The organism is Paenibacillus sp. Soil787 (genome assembly GCF_001429545.1).
Taxonomy (GTDB): domain Bacteria; phylum Bacillota; class Bacilli; order Paenibacillales; family NBRC-103111; genus Paenibacillus_E.
This window is the reverse complement of record NZ_LMSP01000001.1, coordinates 1,076,981-1,100,130: the sequence shown is the minus strand read 5'-3', so window position 1 is coordinate 1,100,130 and position 23,150 is coordinate 1,076,981. Positions and strand designations below refer to the sequence as shown.

The 23,150-nt window shown below is 41.1% G+C and carries 16 protein-coding genes; 11 read left to right on the top strand and 5 right to left on the bottom strand.

Annotated elements, in window-relative coordinates:
- The first annotated feature begins 9 nt into the window (after positions 1-9).
- A complete protein-coding gene (locus ASG93_RS04480; RefSeq protein WP_056829195.1) occupies positions 10-951 on the top strand; it encodes a DUF5107 domain-containing protein in 942 nt (313 codons plus the stop codon).
- Positions 952-1,151: 200 nt separating this feature from the next.
- Here ASG93_RS04480 and ASG93_RS04475 read toward each other — a convergent pair whose 3' ends face one another.
- From ASG93_RS04475 to ASG93_RS04465, 3 genes are all read right to left on the bottom strand, one after another.
- Entirely contained in the window at positions 1,152-2,702 is a 1,551-nt protein-coding gene (locus tag ASG93_RS04475; protein WP_056829193.1) for an ABC transporter substrate-binding protein, read from the bottom strand.
- 64 nt (positions 2,703-2,766) lie between these two features.
- Positions 2,767-3,648 (bottom strand): carbohydrate ABC transporter permease, encoded by an 882-nt coding sequence (locus ASG93_RS04470; protein WP_056829191.1) that lies wholly within the window; start codon positions 3,646-3,648, stop codon positions 2,767-2,769.
- Between the two features lie 21 nt (positions 3,649-3,669).
- Positions 3,670-4,590, bottom strand: a complete 921-nt coding sequence (locus tag ASG93_RS04465; RefSeq protein WP_235550716.1) for an ABC transporter permease — start codon at positions 4,588-4,590, stop codon at positions 3,670-3,672.
- 263 nt (positions 4,591-4,853) lie between these two features.
- Here ASG93_RS04465 and ASG93_RS04460 point away from each other — a divergent pair, with 263 nt between their 5' ends.
- The 5 genes from ASG93_RS04460 to ASG93_RS04440 all read left to right on the top strand — a co-directional run bounded on the left by ASG93_RS04460 (position 4,854) and on the right by ASG93_RS04440 (position 13,096).
- Positions 4,854-7,106, top strand: a complete 2,253-nt coding sequence (locus ASG93_RS04460) for an AraC family transcriptional regulator (protein ID WP_056829189.1) — start codon at positions 4,854-4,856, stop codon at positions 7,104-7,106.
- A 190-nt stretch (positions 7,107-7,296) separates the two neighbouring features.
- Positions 7,297-8,037 carry an SDR family NAD(P)-dependent oxidoreductase gene (locus tag ASG93_RS04455; RefSeq protein WP_056829187.1) on the top strand — a complete coding sequence of 247 codons (741 nt, stop codon included), beginning with the start codon at positions 7,297-7,299 and terminating at the stop codon, positions 8,035-8,037.
- Positions 8,038-8,049: 12 nt separating this feature from the next.
- Positions 8,050-9,147, top strand: coding sequence for an enolase C-terminal domain-like protein (locus ASG93_RS04450; RefSeq protein ID WP_056829185.1), 1,098 nt, complete (start codon positions 8,050-8,052; stop codon positions 9,145-9,147).
- A gap of 3 nt (positions 9,148-9,150) precedes the next feature.
- On the top strand, positions 9,151-9,471 hold the full coding sequence (locus tag ASG93_RS04445) for an L-rhamnose mutarotase (RefSeq protein WP_082614683.1): 321 nt from the start codon (positions 9,151-9,153) through the stop codon (positions 9,469-9,471).
- Between the two features lie 205 nt (positions 9,472-9,676).
- Positions 9,677-13,096, top strand: a complete 3,420-nt coding sequence (locus tag ASG93_RS04440) for a discoidin domain-containing protein (protein ID WP_056829181.1) — start codon at positions 9,677-9,679, stop codon at positions 13,094-13,096.
- Between the two features lie 66 nt (positions 13,097-13,162).
- Here the strand turns inward: ASG93_RS04440 and ASG93_RS04435 are convergent, their stop codons facing one another.
- Both ASG93_RS04435 and ASG93_RS04430 read right to left on the bottom strand, forming a co-directional pair.
- Positions 13,163-14,992, bottom strand: coding sequence for a sensor histidine kinase (locus ASG93_RS04435; RefSeq protein ID WP_056829179.1), 1,830 nt, complete (start codon positions 14,990-14,992; stop codon positions 13,163-13,165).
- Positions 14,989-16,545 (bottom strand): response regulator transcription factor, encoded by a 1,557-nt coding sequence (locus ASG93_RS04430; protein ID WP_056829178.1) that lies wholly within the window; start codon positions 16,543-16,545, stop codon positions 14,989-14,991. The genes ASG93_RS04435 and ASG93_RS04430 overlap by 4 nt, the downstream gene beginning before the upstream one ends.
- Before the next feature lie 152 nt (positions 16,546-16,697).
- Here ASG93_RS04430 and ASG93_RS04425 point away from each other — a divergent pair, with 152 nt between their 5' ends.
- The 5 genes from ASG93_RS04425 (at position 16,698) to ASG93_RS04405 (ending at position 23,074) form a co-directional block, all read left to right on the top strand.
- Complete coding sequence (locus ASG93_RS04425; protein WP_056829175.1) at positions 16,698-17,648, top strand: ABC transporter permease; 951 nt, start codon at positions 16,698-16,700, stop codon at positions 17,646-17,648.
- A 17-nt stretch (positions 17,649-17,665) separates the two neighbouring features.
- Positions 17,666-18,562, top strand: coding sequence for a carbohydrate ABC transporter permease (locus ASG93_RS04420; protein WP_056829174.1), 897 nt, complete (start codon positions 17,666-17,668; stop codon positions 18,560-18,562).
- Positions 18,563-18,608: 46 nt separating this feature from the next.
- Positions 18,609-20,351 carry a hypothetical protein gene (locus ASG93_RS04415; RefSeq protein ID WP_056829172.1) on the top strand — a complete coding sequence of 581 codons (1,743 nt, stop codon included), beginning with the start codon at positions 18,609-18,611 and terminating at the stop codon, positions 20,349-20,351.
- 119 nt (positions 20,352-20,470) lie between these two features.
- Positions 20,471-22,741: a DUF5703 domain-containing protein gene (locus ASG93_RS04410; RefSeq protein WP_056829170.1), complete on the top strand. Its 2,271-nt coding sequence runs from the start codon at positions 20,471-20,473 to the stop codon at positions 22,739-22,741.
- Positions 22,742-22,807: 66 nt separating this feature from the next.
- A complete protein-coding gene (locus ASG93_RS04405) occupies positions 22,808-23,074 on the top strand; it encodes a hypothetical protein (RefSeq protein ID WP_156410782.1) in 267 nt (88 codons plus the stop codon).
- Positions 23,075-23,150 lie beyond the last annotated feature (76 nt).

Genomic DNA, 23,150 nt, shown 5'->3' with positions numbered 1-23,150 from the left:
CTAATAAGAGTGGAAAATATAGGGATGGCACACGTACACACCAGTTTATATAAGGGTTGTAATTCCATCATTCTCGAAAATGAATGGGTCAAGGTTGAAGTGGTTCCATCGCTTGGCGGGAAGATAGTTTCGATCCTATACAAACCATCAGGTAAGGAGTGGATGCTGGATTCGGGTGAACGGCAACTAGAGCAGCCGATGTATGGGTCTACCTTCACGGATTGGGATATGAGTGGGTGGGACGAATGTTTTCCAACGATAATTGCCTGTCCATCCGGTGTTGATAATGAAATCAGCCTGCCTGATCATGGCGAGCTGTGGGCGCTTCCGTGGGAGTATGTGATTGAGAAGAATGAGGTCGTTTGCACGGTTAAGAGTCCAAAGCTTCCATATCGATTCACGAGGCGAATTTCTTTTGTTAATAATGACCGAATCAGACTGGGATACAGTGCTGAGAATAATGGCGAGAAGCCCATTCCTTTCTTATGGGTACCGCATCCGCAATTCGCTATTACGGAATCGACACGCATACTCCTTCCGGATTCAATTCAGCAGGTGCTGTGCGTTGATGGAGGCGCGAAGCTAAAGATTGGGGAATCTTATTTATGGTATGATATTTCTTTAGTTTCCCCCGAAGTAACTGGAGATGCCCGAAAGTTATACTATGATGGCAAAGTGCCTCTAGGATGGTCAGGGCTCTATGAGGAACTTAGCAGAAATTACTTGATCATGTCTGTTCCACCAGATAAGGTGCCCTATATTGGTGTTTGGATAGACGAAGGCTTATACAATGATCGAGTCACCTGCGCTTTGGAGCCGAGTATCGGATATTACGATTCACTTGAAACAGCTATGGGCAATCAGACAGCACAAATCATACCGGCTAGAAATTCCTTCGAATGGTATCTGGAGCTTACCATTGGGGTAGGAGATTGGTCAAAAGTTATCTAATAGTTACTGGAATAACTCAGAAAGAGCGGGCGGAATGCCTCGCTCTTTCCTCAATTTTAGCCTGTTTCTGTGAAGGACATTCTACGCTCTGATGAATACTAGAATGCATTGGGAACATTCAACCGATGGGAACACAGAATAGTAAAAAAACAGTCCCCCCTCATTCAAAGGAGAGGGGACTGCTCTATTACTTAAAATAATTACTTCGCTGCTTTCCAAGCATCAATTTGCTTTTGCATTTCTGCAATAATCTTATCGGATCCAGCATCTTTAAGTTTAGCCACGAATTCATTATATTTCGCTTCCGTAGCAACACCTAAGTCAATGGCTCTGTAATATTCGTCATAAACTGCACTTGTTTTACCAATTTCAGCTTTTACTGGCTCAGCATCAAACGTGAATCCTAACAATTTCGAAGGAACCGCATCATTGTTAACTTTTTTAGTATCCTCCCAAACGGTTACAGGCATGCCTTTGTCAACATATGCAAGATAGTTGGTAGCAAACATCCAATCTACACCTGGACTATAACCTTTTGAACCATCAGCTGGAGACTTGAATCCATCTGCATCAAGCTTATAGTGTTTATCTTTGAAACCAAAGTTAAGGAGGTTATACAACTCTTTATCTGTGTTTAGAAGCTCTAATAGCATCATGGCTCTTTCAGGGTTTTTCGAAGTTCTGCTGATGGCATGCATAGTTGCGATGATACCACCTGTTGAAAGGTGTGCAGTTCCTGCTGGGACATCAATCACTTGTTGTTTGGCTTGATTTGATAGGATGACATCTACACCTGGCTTAAAGGCTCCACCAATAGTAAGAGCTACTTTACTAAAATCGTTACCGTCATCTGTTTTTTTGGAAATTCTTTCTTGGGAGTTTAAATATCCTTTGGCATTCCAATCTCTCATAAGTGTAGCAAAAGACTTCACAGCAGAAGTTTCAAACTGATTTACTACTTTAATCGATGAATCGTCATAGCTGACAACGCCAGGGACGTTGAATCCGGCAATTGCTTCATACCCCATAGCCTCATTGTATTGCGACAAACTAGTGATAAACGCTCTTTGAGGTTCTTCCTTGTGTACAGATGCAAGGAAGGGTTCCAGGGCTTTTAAGTTATCGGGACCTAGTTTTCCGCTTAATGCTTTCAGATCCAGATTGTATTTATCAGCTACTGATTTTAGAATAACAACATCAGGAGTTCTGGCAGATATTTGTTGATTAATGAAACCATATATTTTCCCATTTACCTTCGTCGCATCCCAAAAGGTTTTTGGGACAGAGGCAAATGCTTTTGGAGCATACTTAGGAAGTAAATCATCAAGTGGCAAGTAAGCACCCTTTGCGACATTTTGCGTGTAGTTGTTTAGCCAATTTGAAGTGAAGTTCAAATCGTAGGAATCACCAGAAGCAATGATGACTTTCATTTTCTGATCATAATCGCCAAAGCTTAACGGTTTGAAATCTACAGTGGCGTTAATTTTAGCTTTCAATATTTTATTAACTTCAGCAAAGACTTGATCTTGGTCAGGTTGTGGCCAGCCGCCCGGGAAATACCAGGTGAGCTTGACTTCAGGCAATGCTGCAGGAGTTGCTGCTGCCGCTGCGGTTTCAGCTGCTTTTGTAGATGGAGCAGTAGTGCTGTTAGCGCTTTCTTTTGCACCGCAAGCTGTAAACAGCATGCTGGATACTAGTAGGAGACTAGTTAGAAGGGTAGCTGGCTTCGAAATCTTTAGATTTTTAATCAAAGTAAATCCTCCCTTATTCTAATGTTTATTATATTCTTAAAATGGATGCAAATCCATGTCTAAGCTATCCTTTGACTGCACCAACGGTGAGTCCTCTCACAAAGTATTTCTGGAAGAATGGAAACACAAGTAGCATAGGTCCAGCAGCTAGTATCGCCATCGTCATCCGGGCTGACTCAGATGGAGGAACCGTATTGATCATTCCAGGTGGCAGCATATTGCTTGAATTGGTTAGGAAGGCAATATTATTCATCATTCTGTACAGCATATATTGCAAGGGGACAAGGGATTCTTTATCGATGTAGAGCAAGCTAAGCCACCAATCATTCCAATAATGTAGCAGCATGAATAGCGCTACTGTAGCAAGTCCTGGTTTGGCGAGCGGAAGAATCATCTGAAAGAAGATTCTGAATTCACTTGCACCATCCATCATGCAGGATTCAATAATATCGTGAGGGATCTTCTGCATAAATGATCTTAAGATTAAGATGAACCAAGGGAGTGCCAAATAGGGAAGAATTAATACCCAGATGGTATTTTTCAAATGCAGAACATTACTTACTAACATATAAGTTGGTACCAAGCCGCCATTAAAGAGCATTGTGAAGAAAACATAGAAACTGAGTGCATTCTTAAACTTATAGTCTTCTCGCGACAAAGCATAAGCAATTCCAGCCATTATAAGCACAGAAGCGATTGTCCCGACGATGCAAACAATGAGCGAAATCTTAAAAGCATTAAAGAGTTGGATCGGGTTGTATAAAATGTAAGCGTACGCAGTTAGGTCGAATGTTCTTGGGAACAGACGATATCCATATTTCAGTAGATCCCCCTCATTGCTTATGGAGATGGAAATAATAGATATTAGCGGAATAATACAAGCAAGACCAAATAAAATAAATATGGCATTAATGAATACCTGCGGTACTATTTTTTTTGAAAGCATTTGCTCACCTCATGACGTTCATTAGAATAGTTTGTTTTCTTCGTTTATTTTTTTTACAACAAAGTTGCTGATCAACACGACGATGAATCCCATAGAGGATTGAAATAAGCCTACTGCTGACGACATGCCAATATCTCCAGAAACCTTCAACATGCGGTAGACATACGTATCAATAACTTGCGTCACTGGATACAATTGACCAATTTCTCGAGGGACGAAGAAGAATAAACCAAAATCCGAATAAAATATTTTGCCTATAGATAGCAGGGTCATAATCGTTATTAAGGGCATTAATAACGGGATTGTAATGTTTCGAATAATTTGAAACTTGGATGCGCCGTCAATTGCCGCTGCTTCGAAATACTCCTGTGAAATCCCCAAAATCCCTGCATAGAAAATAATGCTGACGTAGCCAAGCCCCTTCCAAATATTAATTAGTGTTAGCAGAATAGGCCACACCCAAGCTTGGGTGTAAAAATCGAAGGTTATCCCTAACTCTTTGAAATAGGTAGTAATAATCCCATAAGGCCCGATAAAGGAATAAGCCATATAAGCTACAATGACCCAAGAAAAAAAGTAGGGAAAGAAGAAGACGGTTTGATAGACTTTTAAAAGCTTCCTGCTGATCACTTCGTTTAAGAGAATTGCGAACACGACTGAAAAAAAAGTTCCCACTGCGATGAATATGAGGTTGTAAGCCAGTGTGTTTCTCATTACGAGCCATGCATCACTCGATGTGAAGAAAAACTTAAAGTTGTCGAAACCAACCCATGGACTATGGAATATGCCTTGTTCATAATTAATGTTTTTGAAAGCAATGAAAACTCCGGCCATTGGAATGTAAGAAAAGACAAAAATGAGAAGGATCGCTGGCAGTGCCAATATACTTATTTGAATCATAGTTTTGTTTTGGCGGGAATGTAATGGGCTTCTTTTATTCACGTATGCATACTCCTTTAGTAAAGTTTTGTAGTTCTCGATGCTTCCCAATCATGTGGTCGTTCATCGCTTATTCATGAATTTATCTTAGCATCACTGTGTAACAGTACAATTTCGGGTTCCCGCTATAAGTTCTAAAAGCCTATTTTTGAAGTTCTCAAAACAGATTTTTGTTCTTAAAGCCTAGTTATGGGGGTTTACAGTATTTGTTATTTGCTTCTTATAAATTTGCTGTGGTAATCTTTGGGCAGAGGAGTTGTCGAAAAATGTTCAGAAAACTCATATTTAAAAACCCCTATCAATTATTTCTTACTATTTTGTTACCGTTTTTATTGAGTACTGTACTGCTGCTTTTTGCACAATCCTCGTTATTAAGCCGGTATTTTGAAAACTATGCACTTCAATTGGTCTACAATCAGCAAAAAACCGACTTGCAGAATACAAGTCGGAATGTAAGCGTCATGGCCCAAACGGCCAAGTCACTGGCAGTCACTGCTTTTTTTGATAGTACCATTAAAAATATGCTCTTTTCTGATATAGATCCACAATATTACATTATGTCTGAGGATAAATTACGATCTTATAAAGTTATTTATCCTTTCTTGCAATCCATGTATATCTATAATGGTCGTCATATGTATGTGAGTCCTAGTGAGGATTTTGTTTATGACCGCTCTTCCTTTGCAGATAAAGGTGTATTTTCCATTTTAGATAACACGCAGCATAATAGGTCCAACAGTATTGTACTTAGAAGTATTCCCAATGTGCTCGCTGACATTGATACGAATGTTAATAAATTTATTAATGTCTATTCGTTTCTCTTTTATGAATCTCCGGTTAAAAGTGGTAAGGTGAGTGAAGGAATTATACTTAATCTTTCCGAAGAATCCATTAAACAAAGTATTAGTTCTTCTGACCCCAATAATAGAAATCGCATTTTTATCGTGGATCATGATGGGAAACTAATGTCCGATGATACTATACATCCCTTAAGAAGTGATTTAAGTGGAAGTAACTATTTACAAACAATTAATTCGAACTCTGCAGTGTCTGGAAATCTTCGGATGAATATCGATGGCGTAGATTCATTCATTACGTATGCATCAACAGAGGCATTTGATTGGAAGTTGATCAGCATTACACCCTATAACGAAATCGTAAAAGATATTGAAAGATTGAAAGCAAAAACGTATCTCTTTGTTTTTGGCTTCATTATCGGAAGTGTGTTGTTGTCATTATATTTTTCACGAAGACTCTACACGCCAATCAAAGCCGTCATTCAGAACTACAACATGTTAGAAAATGAGAAGAAGAATGACTTCTACTATAAGAAACAAGACTTTCTACGGAAAATGCTTCATACAGATGACCTTATCTTGACGGAGTCTATGCATAAGCAATTTGACAAATATAAGATAAAACTTGAACCTAGAGAGCCCATTTTACTTATCCTTATCAAGCTAGATAACTTTATGGATTTCAATGCGAAGTACAATCTGGCGGATCGAAACTTATTGAAATTCGGCATCGTTAACATTGTTTCTGAGCTGTATGCGAATATGTATCCATTTGAATGTATTGAGACGGAAGAGGATCAGATTCTCATTGTCATGAACGGCAGCTCTCTAGAATTACCTTCAAAAAATGAACGATTGGTGGCGCTAGTTAAAGAAATTCAGCATAATACAGAGAAATACTTGAATATCTCAACATCGTTCACCTTTAGTGAACCATTCGAATCGTTAACAAGTTTGAACTTTCAGTACTTGAAAACGCTTGATTTATCCTATTACAGATTGATTTTAGGTCATAAATCGCTCATCTTTTATGATCATTTACCGATTAAGGCAGAGGATTTCAAGTATCCGCAAGACCAGGACAAGGCATTGATGGAAGCATTAATTCAAGGTCAAGCAGAAGATGCGAAAAAAATAGTATTCGATATTATCCGAAATGCTTCCCAGTATAGCTATACGGTTCTAAATTCCGTGCTCATTCAATTGCTTATATCCATTCGGTACGCGATTGAAATCGTAGAAGCTAACCATTCCATGAAAGTGAATTTTAATTTCAATATGTATTTCATTAAGCTTCAAAAGATTGAAACATTAAAGCAAATTGAATCCGACTTTAATGAATTATTTGAGGATATTTCGATGGCGCTAGAAGCTAAAAAAGATAATAAATACGTTCAATTAATTGAGGATGTCAATCAAATTATCCATAAAGAGTTTTCAAATCCGGCTTTGTCCTTAGATATGATTGCAGAACAGGTAAATTTAAATCCAGAATATCTAAGGAAGTTATTAAAAAAGCATCAATTAATCTCTGTGAACGATCTTATCAATCAAGTTCGATTGAAGTATGCTAGTGAGCTTATAACTTCCACTGAGGATTCCATCAATGCTATTATGGAAAAATCGGGTTTTCTAAGTCGCAGCCACTTTTTTACCCTGTTTAAGAAAGCTTATGGAATAACGCCTAATCAATTTAGAAGTAATGCAAAATCGAATAAATAAGTAAATCCGGACATGTGGAATCATCGCGTGTCTGTTTTTTTGCCTAAAACTCTGAATTTAGTACTCATGTATGGAATCAGAACCTTGATCTGACGGTTAACAGAACTAAAGTATGGTTTCCGAAATTGGTTCTTTATTCATGGGTACTTATATTGAATCTAAAGTAAATATTCAACAGGAGGAACGCCATATGTTACGAAAAGTAGCCCTGGTAACAGGCGGTGCATCAGGTATTGGCAAAGGAATTGCACGCCGTCTAGCCGAGGATGGATATGAAGTGGTCATTGCAGACCGAAACTCATCACTTATAGATGAAGTTATTAATGAAATTACAGCATCATCTGGGTCCGCATATAAGGAAGTCATTGATGTGTCAGATGAACAAGCGATCAACGAGCTGTTTCAAAGTTGGTCCGGGCGATATGGACGGTTAGATGTCCTCGTCAATAATGCTGCAACGAACAAACCCAAATCACTGATCGAGACGGAGCCGGTAGATTGGGATTTTGTGATGGATGTCAATCTTAAAAGTGTATATTTGTTCAGCCGCGGAGGATATCCGTTTTTGAAAGAGAGCCAAGGAGCCGTCGTGAACATCTCCTCCATTATGGGACAACAGCTCTTGTCCAGCGGGAATACGTCCTATGGAGTAAGCAAGGCTGGAGTCAACTATTTGACTCGAGTTCTAGCCAAGGAATGGTTGAAAGATCATATTCGAGTGAATGCGATTGTACCAGCCGCGGTAGATACACCTTTGTTAAGAGCAGGCTTATCCGAAGAAGGGAAACAGTCGCTCGAAGATAGCATCAGTAAAGGCATGATTCAAACCCCTGAACAGATAGCGGGAGTTGTTTCCCTATTTCTTAGACCGGAAGCATCCATTATTACCGGCACCTGCCTTGTAGCAGATGGCGGAAGCCAACTTGTGTGAGGAGAGATAACGATGAAAATAACAGATGTAAGAGTATATTTGTCCAAGCAAGCGAAGGATAGTCGAAAATTCGGTTGGAGAGATGGACTTGCTGGACCTGATGTTTACGGGAATACGAGCAATGCCTTACTTCGAATTATGACAGATGAGGGGATCGAAGGTTACGCTACTTATAGCAATGCGGATTATTTGGCGACGATAGCCAAGAAGTATTTTAGAGATCTGTTAATTGGAGAGGATCCTCTTCAAAAGGAACTAATCTATCATAAAATATGGGAAATCGACCGTTTAGATTATTTTCCATTACCGTTCTTTGGGCTTGTAGACGTTGCTCTATGGGATATCGCATCCAAAAAGGCACAAATTCCTCTGTATCAAATGATTGGCGGATTCCGCGAGAAAGCCATGGCTTATGCAAGCACGGCGACATACAAAACGATTGAAGAATTCATGGATGTTGCCGATCAATGTCTAGCGAGAGGCTACAAAGGCATTAAACTCCATGCATGGGGAGATGCTCGTAGAGATGCAGAGCTCTGTCAAGCATTGCGAGCAAGAGTAGGTAAAGATATTTATCTTATGTACGACGGTTCAGCAGGATTTGATTTCCAGGATGCTTTCTACTTAGGTAAAGCACTTGAAGAAGCTGACTATTATTGGTACGAAGAACCCATGCGGGAATACAGTATTTACGCTTATCGTAAGCTTGCAGATAAGTTGAAGGTACCTTTGTTAGTAGCAGAGACTTCACAAGGGAGCTTCTATAATTCTGCGGATTTCGTTCATTTCGGCAAAGGTGATATGGTCCGAATCAGTGCGGGCCTCAAAGGTGGAATTACCGGTGCAATGAAAATCGCACATATGGCAGAGTCTTTTAATCTTCGGGCAGAAGTTCATGGCGGCGGTGATCTGTGCATGCATTTGATTGCAGCGTTCCGCAATACGTCCTTTTACGAAGCCTTTGTTTGGGATAATCCAATTAACAATAATCCGGAAGTGGATTCAGATGGCTTTGTTCATGTTTCAAAGAAACCTGGGATATCTCATGATATTGACTTTGAGAAGATTGAGAGAGAAGCCTATTCATCGTTCTCTGTATTGGACTCTTAGGATATGAAAACATCACAATTACTAATGGCTATCCTTCATGAGCATAAAATTGAGGAGTATGAAAGACTTCATAACCATATCCCGGATGAAATTGTAAAGCAGTTGCTCGAAGACGGTTATACCAATGTGCGAATTTATAGGAAGGGTATTACTTTAATCATCCACATGGAAAATGATGAAGAAATGAGAGTTCCCAATCGAAAACCCAATGCAGCTGTTGAGGACGCATGGCACAAAGTAACAAGTGATTGTTTCTTACAATCATGGGAGCCTTTATCAGAAATTTTTAAAATTAATGATGTTATTTTATATCCAGAAAGCTAAGAGTAAAGCCTTAAAGATGCTGGTAAACCCCCAGAATGAAGTCAATTGCTTACTGGGGGTATCGCTTTATATTCAATCCAATTAAGGAAGTAAATTACTATGTAGCAGTTCAATGGAAGGAAAGCCTAGTTTTCCAGGTGCGAACCTGAAACCGCATACATAATGCCTGAGTTTAAACATTTAAAATTGAAAGTGAGGTAAATTGATGAAAAAAACGTTTGCATTTATAGTTATGTTCTGTATGCTTCTTTCCACTTTCATGATGATCAGCTCCACTGTGAAAGCATCCGCTGCTGTTCAAACAACATTCTATGTTTCTCCAACAGGAAGTGATGTTAATCCAGGGTCACAGGCTCAACCATTTCAGACAATAGGTCAAGCACAAACCGCGGTACGTGCTATTAACAGCAATATGACAGGTGATATAGTTGTCATTCTAATGGACGGAACTTATAACTTAACATCGACGTTAACGTTCACTTCATTGGATTCAGGGACGAATGGCTTTAACGTTATTTATAGAGCTGATACCGCTTCCACGCCAGTAATCAGTGGCGGCACTTCAATTACAGGATGGACGCTCGATGATGCAGCTAAAAACATTTATAAGGCAAATGTAGGTACTTCCCTCCAAACAAGACAATTGTATGTCGACGGAGTGAGAGCTGTCCGTGCAAGAGGAGATAATTTATCTGGTTTTACAAAAACAAGCATAGGATATACATTGCCTTCAACTGGAACCTATGCCAACATGGCAAGCTGGGGAAATGTAAGTGATATTGAAGTTGCCGCTAAAGGGTATCCATGGCAACAAAGTCGCTTAGGGATTGCCTCCATCAGCGGATCGGCTGTAACTATGAAGCAACCAGGTTGGTCTTATGCTCCATCGAACACTGGTACTAATGGTTGGGTTGAAAACGCTTACGAATTATTGGATACCGCAGGGGAGTGGTATTTAAATCGTACTACAGGATATATGTACTATATCCCACGTACTGGTGAAAACATGTCGACATCCTCTTTTATTGCGGGTACACTTGAAACGTTAATAAGTGGCGCTGGGACACTAGATGCTCCTGTACACAATATTCAATTCGATGGGATTACCTTCACATATAATACATGGTTGATGCCAAATACGAATGCCGGATACCCTGATAATCAGGGAGGAGTGATCATTATTGAATCAACCGACCCGGAACCGGAAAATCACAAAATGTTAACTCCGGCAGGAGTAGCGTTTAAAGCTGCAAAATCTATTACCGTTAAAAACTGTACCTTCACACACATAGGTAATGCCGGTTTAGGTTTCGATCGAGGCAGTCAGAACAATGTTATTGACCACAACACATTTACCGATCTTTCAGGCAGTGGTATCACGTTAGGTAATATCTTGGTTGATGATAACCACCCAACAGATTCAAGAAATATCACAAGTAATAATAACATAACGAATAATACGATCTCGAATATCGGTGTGGAATATTTTGATACTGTGGGTATTTTTGGAGGCTACACAGTTGGAGCCAAGATTCAACACAACACCCTTTACAATTTACCGTATTCCGGCATCTCTTGGGGCTGGGGCTGGGGGTATCATGACACGCTTGGAACACCCGTATCCCAAAATAACATCATTAGTCATAACCTCATTCATGATATCATGCAAACGATGAATGATGGTGGGGGTATTTACACACTTGGCAGTCAACAAGGTTCTAAAGTATACAACAATTACATCTATGCGATTAAAAACCTTTACGCACATCTGTACCGTGATAACGGAACGTCCGGTTATTTTGATACAAACAACGTCATCAGCTCGTTGGATTCAACCAACTCTTGGTGGTATTATACAAATACAGGTAGTGGCGGGTATTGGAACGCCAATAACAATAAATCATATTATAACTACTTTTCATCTGATTTGATTCTACATGGAACTGGCGGTACTAATGCTGTCGGCAACAATTATTCAGTAACCAATTATGCATGGGATGCTACGGCTCAAGCGATTATTGCAAATGCGGGAGTTGATGGAGGGGATGGTCCGGCTCCGAATTTCAATTTGCCTGCAGCACCGCCAGCATTGCCATCCATACCGCAATCCCAGATTACTGCGACAGCGACGAGTTATCATGCCGGTGCTGAGCCAAGTAAAGCACTTGACGGAAGTACAGCAAGTATATGGCACTCGGAATGGAGTCCGATGGCGAACTTGCCGCAGTCTATTACTCTGAATTTAGGCGGCACCTACAATGTTGACAAACTTAGGTATTTACCGCGAACAGATGCTTCTTCGAATGGGAATATAACGGCTTACAATATTTATACAAGCACAGATGGTATGAATTTTACAAAAGTGGCGAACGCGGGTACTTGGGTGGACGATAATACCGAGAAATCAGCCGCATTTGCACCTACGAACGCTGCGTTTATTAGACTTGAAGCCACGGCTGGTCATGGCGGGTTTGCGTGTGCTGCAGAAATTAATGTAGAGCTGACACCAAGTACAGTACCACAATCCCAAATCTCGGCAACAGCAACAAGTAATTTTGCTGGTAGTGAACCGAGTAAAGCAATAGATGGCAGTTCTTCGACCATGTGGCATACGGCGTTTAATGGTTCAACAGGAGTTCCTACTGTAAGCCTTCCTCAGTCCATTACGTTAAACTTAGGTGCAACTTATAACGTTGCCCAATTAAGATACTTGCCAAGGCAGGATGCTAGCTTGAATGGCAACATTACCAGCTATAACATATATACAAGTACAGATGGCACGAACTTTACTAAAATAGTGAACGGTGGTACTTGGGCAGATGACGCCAATCCGAAAGCCATGTCATTTACTCCGGTCAATGCTTCTTATGTCAAATTAGAAGCGATAGCTGCACATGGAGGATTTGCTTCGGCAGCTGAGATCAATATCGATACACTTGGCAATCCAATCACATTTACACCGCCAGCAACATCGAATCTTAAGCTTTGGCTGAAAGCGGATACAGGTGTGGTAGCTGACGTAAATGGAAAAGTAAGCTCTTGGTCAGACCAATCAGGAGTTGCCAACCATTCCGTGCAAGCTACTTCAGGTTATCAGCCTACATTAGTAAGTAATGTAGTTAATGGAAATCCAGTTATCCGATTTGATGGGGTTAACGACAATCTATTGTCATCCGGTGTAACGGGTTCAATGAATACGTCAACTGTGATTTTTGTGCTCAAACCTCAAGCAGTTACCAATTATAACCAAAGTATAGGCGCGGCTGGGGGTTGGGGACAATTCCAGTTCCACACGACATCGACGGGGCAGGTATATGTTGGAACCAGTGCGAGTTCAAGAATTACCCCGACAGATGGACCTGGTGCAAATACCTTGGTTGCAAATACATGGTCTAAGTTTGCCTATGTACTGAATAATGGCTCCGCCAAATTGTTTAAAAACGGAGTCCAACTTGCTTCCAAAACCATTAGTAATCCTGCTTCGTGGACAGGGTTTACACTAGGAAATAACGGAAGTAATACTATTAACGGTGATATCGCAGAGGTGATTGTTTACAATTCAGCTCTATCCGATACGGATCGCCAAAGTATTGAAACCTATTTGCAAACGAAGTATGGGTTTTAAGGACAAATGAACTTATGAAAAACTGGATCAGCGGCTACATGCCGACTGATCCAGTTTTTTGTTGTTTCATATTATTGTGGGCAGTGCAGCAAATCGTTCTGAATTCATTTCTTTGATTTCCTCCGGCTTCAAGCAAGGAATTCGCAGTGTAATACGGCTTCCATTCGAACCATCACTTTCGATGTCCAGACCATAGGAAGAACCGAACAGCAGTTTGATCCGCTCATTCGCGTTGTGCAGGCCAATGCTTCCTGTCGTTGATGGAGAAGTCGTATTTAGCTTTTGTTTAAGCTCACTAAGCTTGTCCGATGTGATCCCAATGCCATTATCCGCAATGGTTATGCAAATCGTATTGCCTTCTTGGTAACCAAGAATGGACAATTCATTATCTTGTCTTCCGCGGTCAAATCCATGAATAAGGTAGTTTTCTACAATGGGCTGAAGAATTAATTTAATGATTCCACAGTGCTTAATCTCATCTTGGATGTCGATATGGAACTGAAATAAGTTTTGATACCTGACTTCAAAAATGTTCAGATACATTTGGCAAAATTCAATTTCTTCAGCGATCGTAACGACGGAATCCGCTTTTAATGAAGCTCTAAATAACGTTGCGAGGGAATAAATCATTTGCCCGCCCTCGTCATTCCCGTCGATTTCCAATCTTGCTCGAATCGCCTCTAACGAATTGTAAAGAAAATGAGGGTTAATTTGATTTTCAAGAATTTTCATTTCAGCAATCTTCTGCTGCAACTCATAGACGTATGACTTATTAATATAGTCCTGCAGGTTGTCGCACATTTTGTTAAAGTGTATGGCGATTTGTTCGAATTCATTGTCTTTATTTGTTAAAGGAATTCTATGGAGTAAATTGCTTTTAACCGTTTTCCCCATGGCACTAACGATTCGATTGACTCTTTTCGATATGATTCCCGTTACAAAAAAATAAACGGAGAAGATCAATAAGAGAAGGATAATCGCAGCCAAATAAATTGAGTTATTAAAAATATTCAATTGTTTATTCAAGGTAGATTTAGGTAAAACGGAAGCGAAAATGAATTTACTCTCATCCGAATTGACGACATTCACAATACTTTCCTCTGCTAATTGTGCGGATTCTGATGATTGCCCTATTTTATCAAAATAAGGATACTTCTTACCGTAATAGGTGGAAGATGAGTCGAATACGACATCCCCTTCTTTGGTTAAAATCAACAGATAACCCTTCATATCTTTGCCGAATTGAATGACGGTGTTTTGAAGGTCTTCCATGCCAAACTCGATAATGAATCTTCCTAGAAATAAGCTGGATCGAGGGTAATAAAAGTTACTGGCCATTCCAAAATAGTACGTGGAACTTTGGCGTGCATGATAAGCACCTAAATGCGCTGGCAAAATAAAACTTACCTGGGATGGATTCTGCAGTTGAGGAATGTTTTTAGTAATAGGATCTGTAAAATCAGCAAAAGCATAATTTAAATCATATAAATACAAGTACGCTTTTTTCGTCGTGCTATTATACAAAATGAGATGGCTAATATTCTTGTCCACACTTACAAGGTCGTCCAGTTTATTAACCATTGTTTGCTTCTCGAACGAGTTTTGGGCATAGGATTCACTAGGTTCCTCATCTCCCATCATGCCCATGATGTAGTTGTTCAAGTCTTGATCATTATAAATTTTCAATAAAATATCTCGGATTGTTTTTGACCGATTATCCATAATATTTTGCATGGCGGCGATCATTTGTTGGTGGATACCGATTTGGCCCTTTTTTAATAGCTCAATGGAGTTGTTGGCAACATATCGCGTGAATCCATAAAGCGCAAATGAAAGTATGAGGATATACAGCAACAAGATTTTAGTAAACAGTTTGATCTGGAAAAATTTTTTCATTTGAATTGTGCTGGAGAGACCCCAGTCGCCTTTTTGAAAATTTTATAAAAATGACTAGGTTCCAAATATCCGACCTTGGCGGATATATCGGTTACCTTCATGTCGGTACGTAGAAGAAGTTCTTTGGCTTTCTCGATTCGTAAATGGTTGAGGTAATTACTAAATAGGATGCCTGTTTCCTTGCGAAATAGCTGCCCTAGATAGGAAGCATTGACATTGAACTGAAAGGAGAGTGTTTTTAATGAAAGATCCTGCTCTGAATTTTCTTTGACGTAATCCAAAATTTGTTTGATTGTTGCATTTGTCGCGTTGTCTCCCACTGAAAGTAAGTCGCAAGCGGTACTGATCGTATCATATACCAGTCCAATTAGGTCCTCGTATCGATCCGACGCAGCAAAGCGCTGATACAGATTTCTAAAGGTTAAAGGGATATGTTCAAGATGAATGATCGTATTTTTTACCGTATTGGAGACTTGAAATAAGAGCTCTAGGATCGCATTTTTAAACATGACAGGTGTTATCTGGCTATTGCCATGGAGTCTACCGAATGCGATTTGGGTGATTTCAAGGCATTCTTCTTTTTTGTTAGATAGGATGAAATTATTAATTTGTTCAAGTGGCAAATCGAGATACCATTCACCATCGTTTCTGTACTTTTCAATATCATCGGATGTAATAAGGCTATTAGGCGGTAACAGAAAAGCGTAACCCTGTAATTCCTTTGCTGTATTGTAACTTCGATAAGCGGTGAATAAGTCAGATTCTATATGGCCAATTGTACAGAGTAATTGCAGTTCAGTTTGTGTGGTTAGTGAGGTTAGGAAAGGATACAGTCTTTCATGCAAAGACAAGTCCTCATTCTTAAAATAACGCTCAGGCAGGACCGCAACGAGATCGTAAGTTGAATCACAGAACGACAAATCCTTGAGTGTTGCCCCGAACTGTTGCAAAAGAAAATCTTGAACGACGAGTGCCCCCGTATGCTTTTCCAAATTACTGTCAAGATTGAGTATTTTAAAAAGTACAATGCGATACTCATCCATATTAGTGTCAAATCGAGCCATTTCCGCTTTCTCTCGAAATTCTGTTTTTGTCACAGAGTTGGTTACCCAGCGATGGAGGAAGCTTTCTCGAAACGCGTTCATCTGCTCGTTCATGTTAATTTGGCGATCGGAATCTGCTTGCAGCTTGTCTACGACACCGGTTAGGGTCACGAGCAACTCAGATTTATCAAGAGGTTTTAACAAATAGTTTTCCACGCCTAATTTGATAGCTTCTTTCACGTATGTAAAGTCGTCATGTCCGCTTAAAATAACAATTTTAACCTGGGTACCCTTTTCCCGTATGTGTTGGATAAGCTCAATTCCATCCATTTGGGGCATTCGAATGTCTGTAAGTAGAATATCGACGTGATGTTTATCCATCCAGTCGAGGGCATCTAGACCACTGTAAGCGTTGCCGATAACTTCAAGTCCTAGATCATCCCAAATGGGTGATTTCATAAGTGCTTCTGCTACAATCGGCTCGTCGTCAACAATCAGTACATTATACATGTTCGAGTCCCTCCAGTTGCTTCCTATCATAGCAAATTAAAAATGAAAATGAAAACGCTCTATAATTTTGACAGATGGATCTAGAGTTTAAACAATTGAGATGGGAACAGCTCCGGTATAACATTGGTAAGGAAGGAGGGGATACACAGAACATGAGCAGTCAAGCAAAAAAACGCGTTGTAACCGTTTCCCAAAAGGAAGGAAAAAAGCTTTTTTACCTATCGATACCATTCATTTTACTTGTATTCGTTTTTTCTTACTTGCCGCTTTACGGTTGGATTTATGCTTTTTTTGACTACAAACCAGGGTATAAACTTTTTGATACGGAATTTAAAGGCTTCTTCTTTTTCAAGATGCTTTTGAGCGATCCAATGACAGTTGATGAAGTGAAAAGGGTCATGTCGAATACGCTTGGCATGAGCGTACTGAGTTTAGTAGTTCAAATATTACCTTTAATTTTTGCAGTATTCCTGGTGGAGATTAAATTTGAACCGCTCAAGAAAGCCGTCCAAACGCTAACTACACTTCCGAATTTTCTAAGTTGGCCACTTGTGTATGCGTTTGCTTTCTCTATGTTTTCAGAATCAGACGGGTTTATAAACAAATTTCTCATGCATCTCCATATCATTGAAGAACCCATTAGTATGCTTGTCAGTTCTGACCATGTTTGGTTGACCCAAACAGCTTACTTGGCGTGGAAGACGATTGGCTGGACGGCCATTATTTATATCGCAGCGGTGACGTCTATTGACAGTGAGCTTTACGAGGCGGCACGAATTGATGGGGCTGGCAGGTTCCGGGCCATGAAATATATTACGATTCCTTATCTGATGCCAACCTTTTTTGTTCTCATGCTGTTAAGCGTGGCCAACTTTCTGAATAACGGTCTTGAGCAATACTTGATATTTCAAAATGCATTGAACAAAGATTCAATCGAAGTGCTTGATCTCTATGTCTACAACATCGGCATTCGCAATGGGATGTCCGGATACAATTATTCTTTCGCTACCGCCGTTGGCATCTTGAAATCAGTCGTCAGCGTTGCGCTTTTGTTCTCAGTTAACTACGTATCGAAGAAGGTTCGTGGAGAAGGCATTATTTAAGAAGGGATTGTACACCCATGAAACAAAAAGTGACAATCGGAAATCTAAGTTTCAGTCTTATCAACAGCACGATATTTATCCTATTTGCAATCATATGTATTTTCCCGCTGTACTATATTTTCGTACTTACCTTAAGCAACAACCAGTGGGCTGCCTCAGGTGCCCTCGTCCTGTATCCAAAAGGTTTCCATATTGAAAACTACGTGCAGGTGTTGAAGCTGAATGGCATTGGGATGGCGTTAGGGGTTTCCGTATTAAAAACCGTCATCGGTACGGCTTTGACACTAGCTGGCTCATCTTTCTTGGCCTACTTGTTTACGAAGCCGAACATGTACATGAAAAGGTTTTTGTACCGTTTCGTTATCATAACCATGTATTTTAATGCGGGACTGATTCCATGGTATATCAATATGAAAAATCTACACCTGATGAATACGTTTGCCGTATACATCATTCCTTATATTATTGCTCCGTTCTATGTGATTCTTATCAAAACATTTATAGAAAGTATTCCTAAGGCATTGGAAGAGTCAGCGCAGATCGATGGTGCAGGAGTATTCCGGATTTTCTGGAGCATACTAGTACCACTATCTAAACCTATTTTGGCTACCGTGGCTGTTTTCGAATGTGTCAATCAGTGGAATAATCTGCGGGACAATTTGTTTTTGATTACGGATTCGAGACTGAACACGCTGCAGTTTGTGTTGTATAAGTTCATGTCCGAAGCAGATGCATTGGCAAGAAAGATCATGGTTGATGGTGGAGCGAGTTTATCGGCATCGAGCTTTAAGTTAACGCCGACAGCTGTCAGCATGACAATTGCAATGGTTGTTATTCTTCCTATTGTCTGCATATATCCCTTCATGCAACGCTATTTTACCAAAGGGATAATGTTGGGTGCAGTAAAAGGTTAGAATTCAATAAATAGGTAAGCCAAATTGATTGAGGGGGAAGCACCAAATGAAAAAGAATTTCACGAGTATTGCAGGCATGCTTTTAGTCGGAACGATGGCGATCAGTATGACAGGGTGTGGAAGCACAAAGACGGAATCGACGACTGAATCCGCCAAGCCTTCAACAGCAGCAACATCTTCCGCAACAGCGAGTACGGCATTGGAGCCTGTAAAAATTCAAGCTCTGATTGGACCTAGTTCCCTGTCAGGCATACAAAGCGATGAATTATCTAAAGAGATTTTCGAAAAGAAATTCGGGTTGAAAATGGATTACATATTCGCTGGAGATAAATTCGACGAGAGGTTGTCCGCTATTATGGCTAGCGGTGATATGCCGGATTTGATCGAATTCAAAGATAAGAAACAATTTGAGAGCGCTGTCAAAGCGGGCGTTCTAATGTCACTGGATGATTTAGTTGCACAACATGGTCCTAATATTACTAATAACTTGCCTTCTATGCTTCAGTATATGCGAGATAACTATAGTAACGGTACGGGGAAACTGTTTGGCTTGGCTTCTCAGATTGGTGCTGGACAGCCGACGAACTTACTTCATATGGCTCTCTATTCGAGATGGGATCTATACAAGAAAATCGGATCGCCAGAATTAAAAACGTATGATGATCTGTTGCAAGCGTTGAAGAAAATGCAAGCTGAGTATCCTGCTACCGCCACTGGACAGAAAGTCTATCCGCTGCAATTATGGAGCGACTGGGATTCTATTAGTATGAGCCTTGTCGACTTCACTGTGCCAGGATATATGGGGGTCAATGCGAACGCTGGTACTTTGCAGTTTACGGAATACGATCCGGCTTCCAAGCAAATCAAGAGTGTATTCGATGCCGATAGCAAGTACTTCCAAGGTGTAGATTTCTATTATAAAGCGAAAAAGATGGGGCTTCTAGATCCGGACTCCATTTCCCAAAAATGGCCGAATGCGGAAACGAAAACGAAGGAAGGCCGTACGCTAACTGCACTATGGGGATGGCAATCACAAATCTTTAATGGCAACGATTTTGTGAAAAACAATCCACAAGCTGGTTTGGTTCCGTTATTCCCGAAAGACGAGGCTAAATTCCTTGTACAAGCGGAGCTGCCAGTAGGTGGTGGATACGTATTCGGAATCGGCAAAAACTCCAAGAATGCGGATCGCATTATTAAACTGCTTAACTACGCTTCAACCGCACAAGGCTCGACTGAACTCATGAACGGTGTAGAAGGCAAAGCGTTTATGATCAAAAACGGCAAAGCTGAATATGCTCCGGAGTATTTAGACAAAGTGATGAAAAACGACCCTTCAACGGCTGGGTATGAAAGCTTCACGATGCTTAGCAAGTGGAACATCGACCCAAGAACGAACGAGCCTATTACTCACGAAGGTTGGTCACAGTTTGTGAAGCAGAACCTGACGGCCGCTGAACAGGAGTGGACGAAAGCTAACAACGTTTCGAACGTGTATGAATACGCCAAGAAAAATCTGAAAGTTGTTCAAGACGACGGGGTCACAGCTCTAGCGGGCGCTCCTACAGATGATATTAAGGTCATTCAACAAAAACTGGGAGAGTTGCTTAAGACAGCATCATGGAAAATGGTTTACGCTGGAAGTGACAATGAATACAATACGCTCAAACAAGATTTGATGGACAAAGCATCTAAATTGGGTGCCGATAAAAACTTCACTTGGGCGAAAGCTGAATATACCGCTGCTGCTCAAAAAGCATCTAAGTACAAGCAATACTCGGTTAGGTAATGGCTTCAGGTCATAAATAGGAGTTAATGGATCGCGGTTATATTTGGACATCTTTCACCTCCAAGTAGACCGCGGTTTTCATATGCAGAGGCTTAATAGCGAGAAAGGAATTCAATAATATGAAACATCTTGTTGAGAACTATGATGTGATTTGGAAGTCTCCTAGCCAAAATGCTGCGGGATCGATGCCGATCGGGAACGGCGATATCGGGCTTAACGTGTGGGTCGAAGAAGAAGGGGATTTGATCTTTTATATAGGGAAAACAGATGCCTGGGATGAATCCCATCGCTTGCTGAAACTGGGTCGAGTACGTTTGAAATTGAGCCCTAACCCTTTCGAAATAGGCATGGAATTCGAGCAACGACTGCATCTCATTGATGGCGAAATAATCATTTACTTAGGTAAGCATGATGAGGGTGTAAGGCTTCGTATTTGGGTAGATGCCTACTCGCCAGTTGTGCATATTGAAATTAAAAGCAAGCAAGAGGTGAATTGTGAGGTTGAGCTGGAGCTTTGGCGGAATGAGGCTAGGCCAATGGTCTTGGAGGATAAGCGTGAAGGCAGGACATCTGGCGGATCGGATTGCTCGCATAGTGAACAAGGGCTGATTGCCGCAGGCTTGAATCCTTGTATCACGGCGGATACCGTTGTTCCAGCATCTTCAGACAGAGCAGGCAGCCTGACGTGGTACCACCGCAATGAAACGTCGATTTGGAACGGGGAGCTTGTCCATCAGGGGATGGAGGCGTTTGCCTCTGAGGCAAACGATCCGCTAATGCATCTCACAACTGGTGGAAAGATCTGGGGGGAAGACTTTGTTGCGGTCAACACCACGTCAATTAAGACTCGGCAGCCATCTACAAAGATTCATTTGTCTGCTTGTTTATTAACGAAGCAAGCGGTTGACGTGAGCGATTGGATGAGCGAGCTTGACGCGAAAGCGGCAGAAGCTTCACGGATTCCGATAGAACAAGCGCGAGAGGCACATCGTCAGTGGTGGAAGTCGTTTTGGGAGCGCAGTTGGATCCACGTGAGCGGAGGTGATCTTCATGAAACGGAGGTTTTATCATCCTCTTGGCATTTGCATCGGTATACGGTTGCTTGCACGGCAAGAGGAAACTTCCCGGTCAAATTCAATGGATCTATCTTCAATATAGACGGAAACCATGATGTCCTTAACCAATTTTGCCACCAAGGTTATGATGCTGACTTTAGAGCTTGGGGGGGATGCTTTTGGTTCCAAAATCAACGACATATTTACTGGCCGATGCTCGCAGCCGGGGATTTCGATGGCATGCTGCCGTTTTTTAAGATGTATTTGGATGCACTGCCTTTTGCCAAAGCACATACGCAAGCGTGGTTTCAACATGATGGAGCCTTTTTTCCAGAGACGATGTATTTCTGGGGTGGATACAACCGAACAGATTACGGCCAACTACCAGCATCCGAGCGAACAGACATATCGCTTACAGACAGCGGTTATGTCCGGAGATACTGGCAGGGCGGGCTTGAGCTGCTTTGCATGATGCTCGATTATCAGGCTCACACGATGAATGAGGGGTTCTTATCAACAACGCTGCTGCCGATCGCGACGGAGATCATTCGTTTTTATAACGAGCATTATCCGAGGAATTCGGCGGGTAAGCTCCTGATCGAACCTGCACAGGCTTTAGAGACATTATGGGATGTAACGAATCCGCTGCCGGAGATCGCAGGACTCATGAAATCACTGAATGGTTTACTTGCCCTATCAGCAGATCACGTCCCGCAAACCACAAAGGATATGTGGCATAAGTTGTTATCCGAACTTCCTCCGATTCCAGTGAAGACTGTAGAAGGCAAGCAGTATATTGATGCCTGCGAGGAAAGTCGCGGAGAATCGCATAATTACGAGAATATTGGCCTGTATTCCGTATTTCCGTATCGTTTGTTCGGTGTAAATAAGCCTGGACTGGATATTGTTCAGAACACGTACTGGATGAGAACTTTCGAAGGGATGTATAAATGTTGGGGGACGGATAATATATTTGCTGCTTATCTTGGGTTAACGGATGAGGCTAGGAAAAACCTCGCTATGCGCTATACGCTACATGACGGTTATAGGTTCCCTACTTTTTACGTCGAAGGAGACTGGGTTCCTGATCATGATAACGGTGGCGTCGCCCAGCAAACTTTGCAAGCCATGCTGATGCAAACAGATGGGCGTGAAATCGTGCTGTTTCCTGCTTGGCCAGAGGAATGGGATGTGGAGTTCAAGCTTCATGCGCCGATGAACACGATCGTAGAAGCGAAGCTCAAGGGGAATAGGCTGGAATATTTGAAGGTCGAGCCATCCTGGCGTAGAGAGGATATTGTTATTTGGAACGGTGTAAAGGAAATGTCGACATAAGGGAAGTCTACGAAATAGTGATTTAACGGCGACGATTTTTATGGTATTTCATTCGAGGAGGTAATAATGATGATGTACAAACGTACAAAAAGCATTTTGAAAAAATGTGTTCCTCTCATTCTTTGTCTTTCCTTAATCTTAACCTCGCTTTTGCTGGTGAATCCGATCGTAGTGAACGCTACGAGTAGTACTTATTATGTTGATGCTGCAAATGATGCAGATACCAATGATGGAATGACTTTACTAACACCCTACAAAACGATTCAGAAAGCCGCGAGTATGGCACAAGCCGGGGATACAGTCAATATCAGAGGGGGCACTTTAATAGATTGAGAAAAGGGCAGGGACTTCATATCCTGCCCTTACAATAATTCATTGTGATTCAGTCAGTGAAAGGAATGGTAGTTTG

Bases quoted from the DNA above. Each gene is read 5' to 3' on its own strand.
- ASG93_RS04450 (WP_056829185.1), top strand. From the start codon at position 8,050: ATGAAAATAACAGATGTAAGAGTATATTTGTCCAAGCAAGCGAAGGAT.
- ASG93_RS04460 (WP_056829189.1), top strand. From the start codon at position 4,854: ATGTTCAGAAAACTCATATTTAAAAACCCCTATCAATTATTTCTTACT.
- ASG93_RS04420 (WP_056829174.1), top strand. From the start codon at position 17,666: ATGAAACAAAAAGTGACAATCGGAAATCTAAGTTTCAGTCTTATCAAC.
- ASG93_RS04410 (WP_056829170.1), top strand. From the start codon at position 20,471: ATGAAACATCTTGTTGAGAACTATGATGTGATTTGGAAGTCTCCTAGC.
- ASG93_RS04440 (WP_056829181.1), top strand. From the start codon at position 9,677: ATGAAAAAAACGTTTGCATTTATAGTTATGTTCTGTATGCTTCTTTCC.
- ASG93_RS04445 (WP_082614683.1), top strand. From the start codon at position 9,151: ATGAAAACATCACAATTACTAATGGCTATCCTTCATGAGCATAAAATT.
- ASG93_RS04425 (WP_056829175.1), top strand. From the start codon at position 16,698: ATGAGCAGTCAAGCAAAAAAACGCGTTGTAACCGTTTCCCAAAAGGAA.
- ASG93_RS04405 (WP_156410782.1), top strand. From the start codon at position 22,808: ATGATGATGTACAAACGTACAAAAAGCATTTTGAAAAAATGTGTTCCT.
- ASG93_RS04470 (WP_056829191.1), bottom strand. From the start codon at position 3,648: ATGCTTTCAAAAAAAATAGTACCGCAGGTATTCATTAATGCCATATTT.
- ASG93_RS04415 (WP_056829172.1), top strand. From the start codon at position 18,609: ATGAAAAAGAATTTCACGAGTATTGCAGGCATGCTTTTAGTCGGAACG.
- ASG93_RS04435 (WP_056829179.1), bottom strand. From the start codon at position 14,992: ATGAAAAAATTTTTCCAGATCAAACTGTTTACTAAAATCTTGTTGCTG.
- ASG93_RS04455 (WP_056829187.1), top strand. From the start codon at position 7,297: ATGTTACGAAAAGTAGCCCTGGTAACAGGCGGTGCATCAGGTATTGGC.
- ASG93_RS04430 (WP_056829178.1), bottom strand. From the start codon at position 16,545: ATGTATAATGTACTGATTGTTGACGACGAGCCGATTGTAGCAGAAGCA.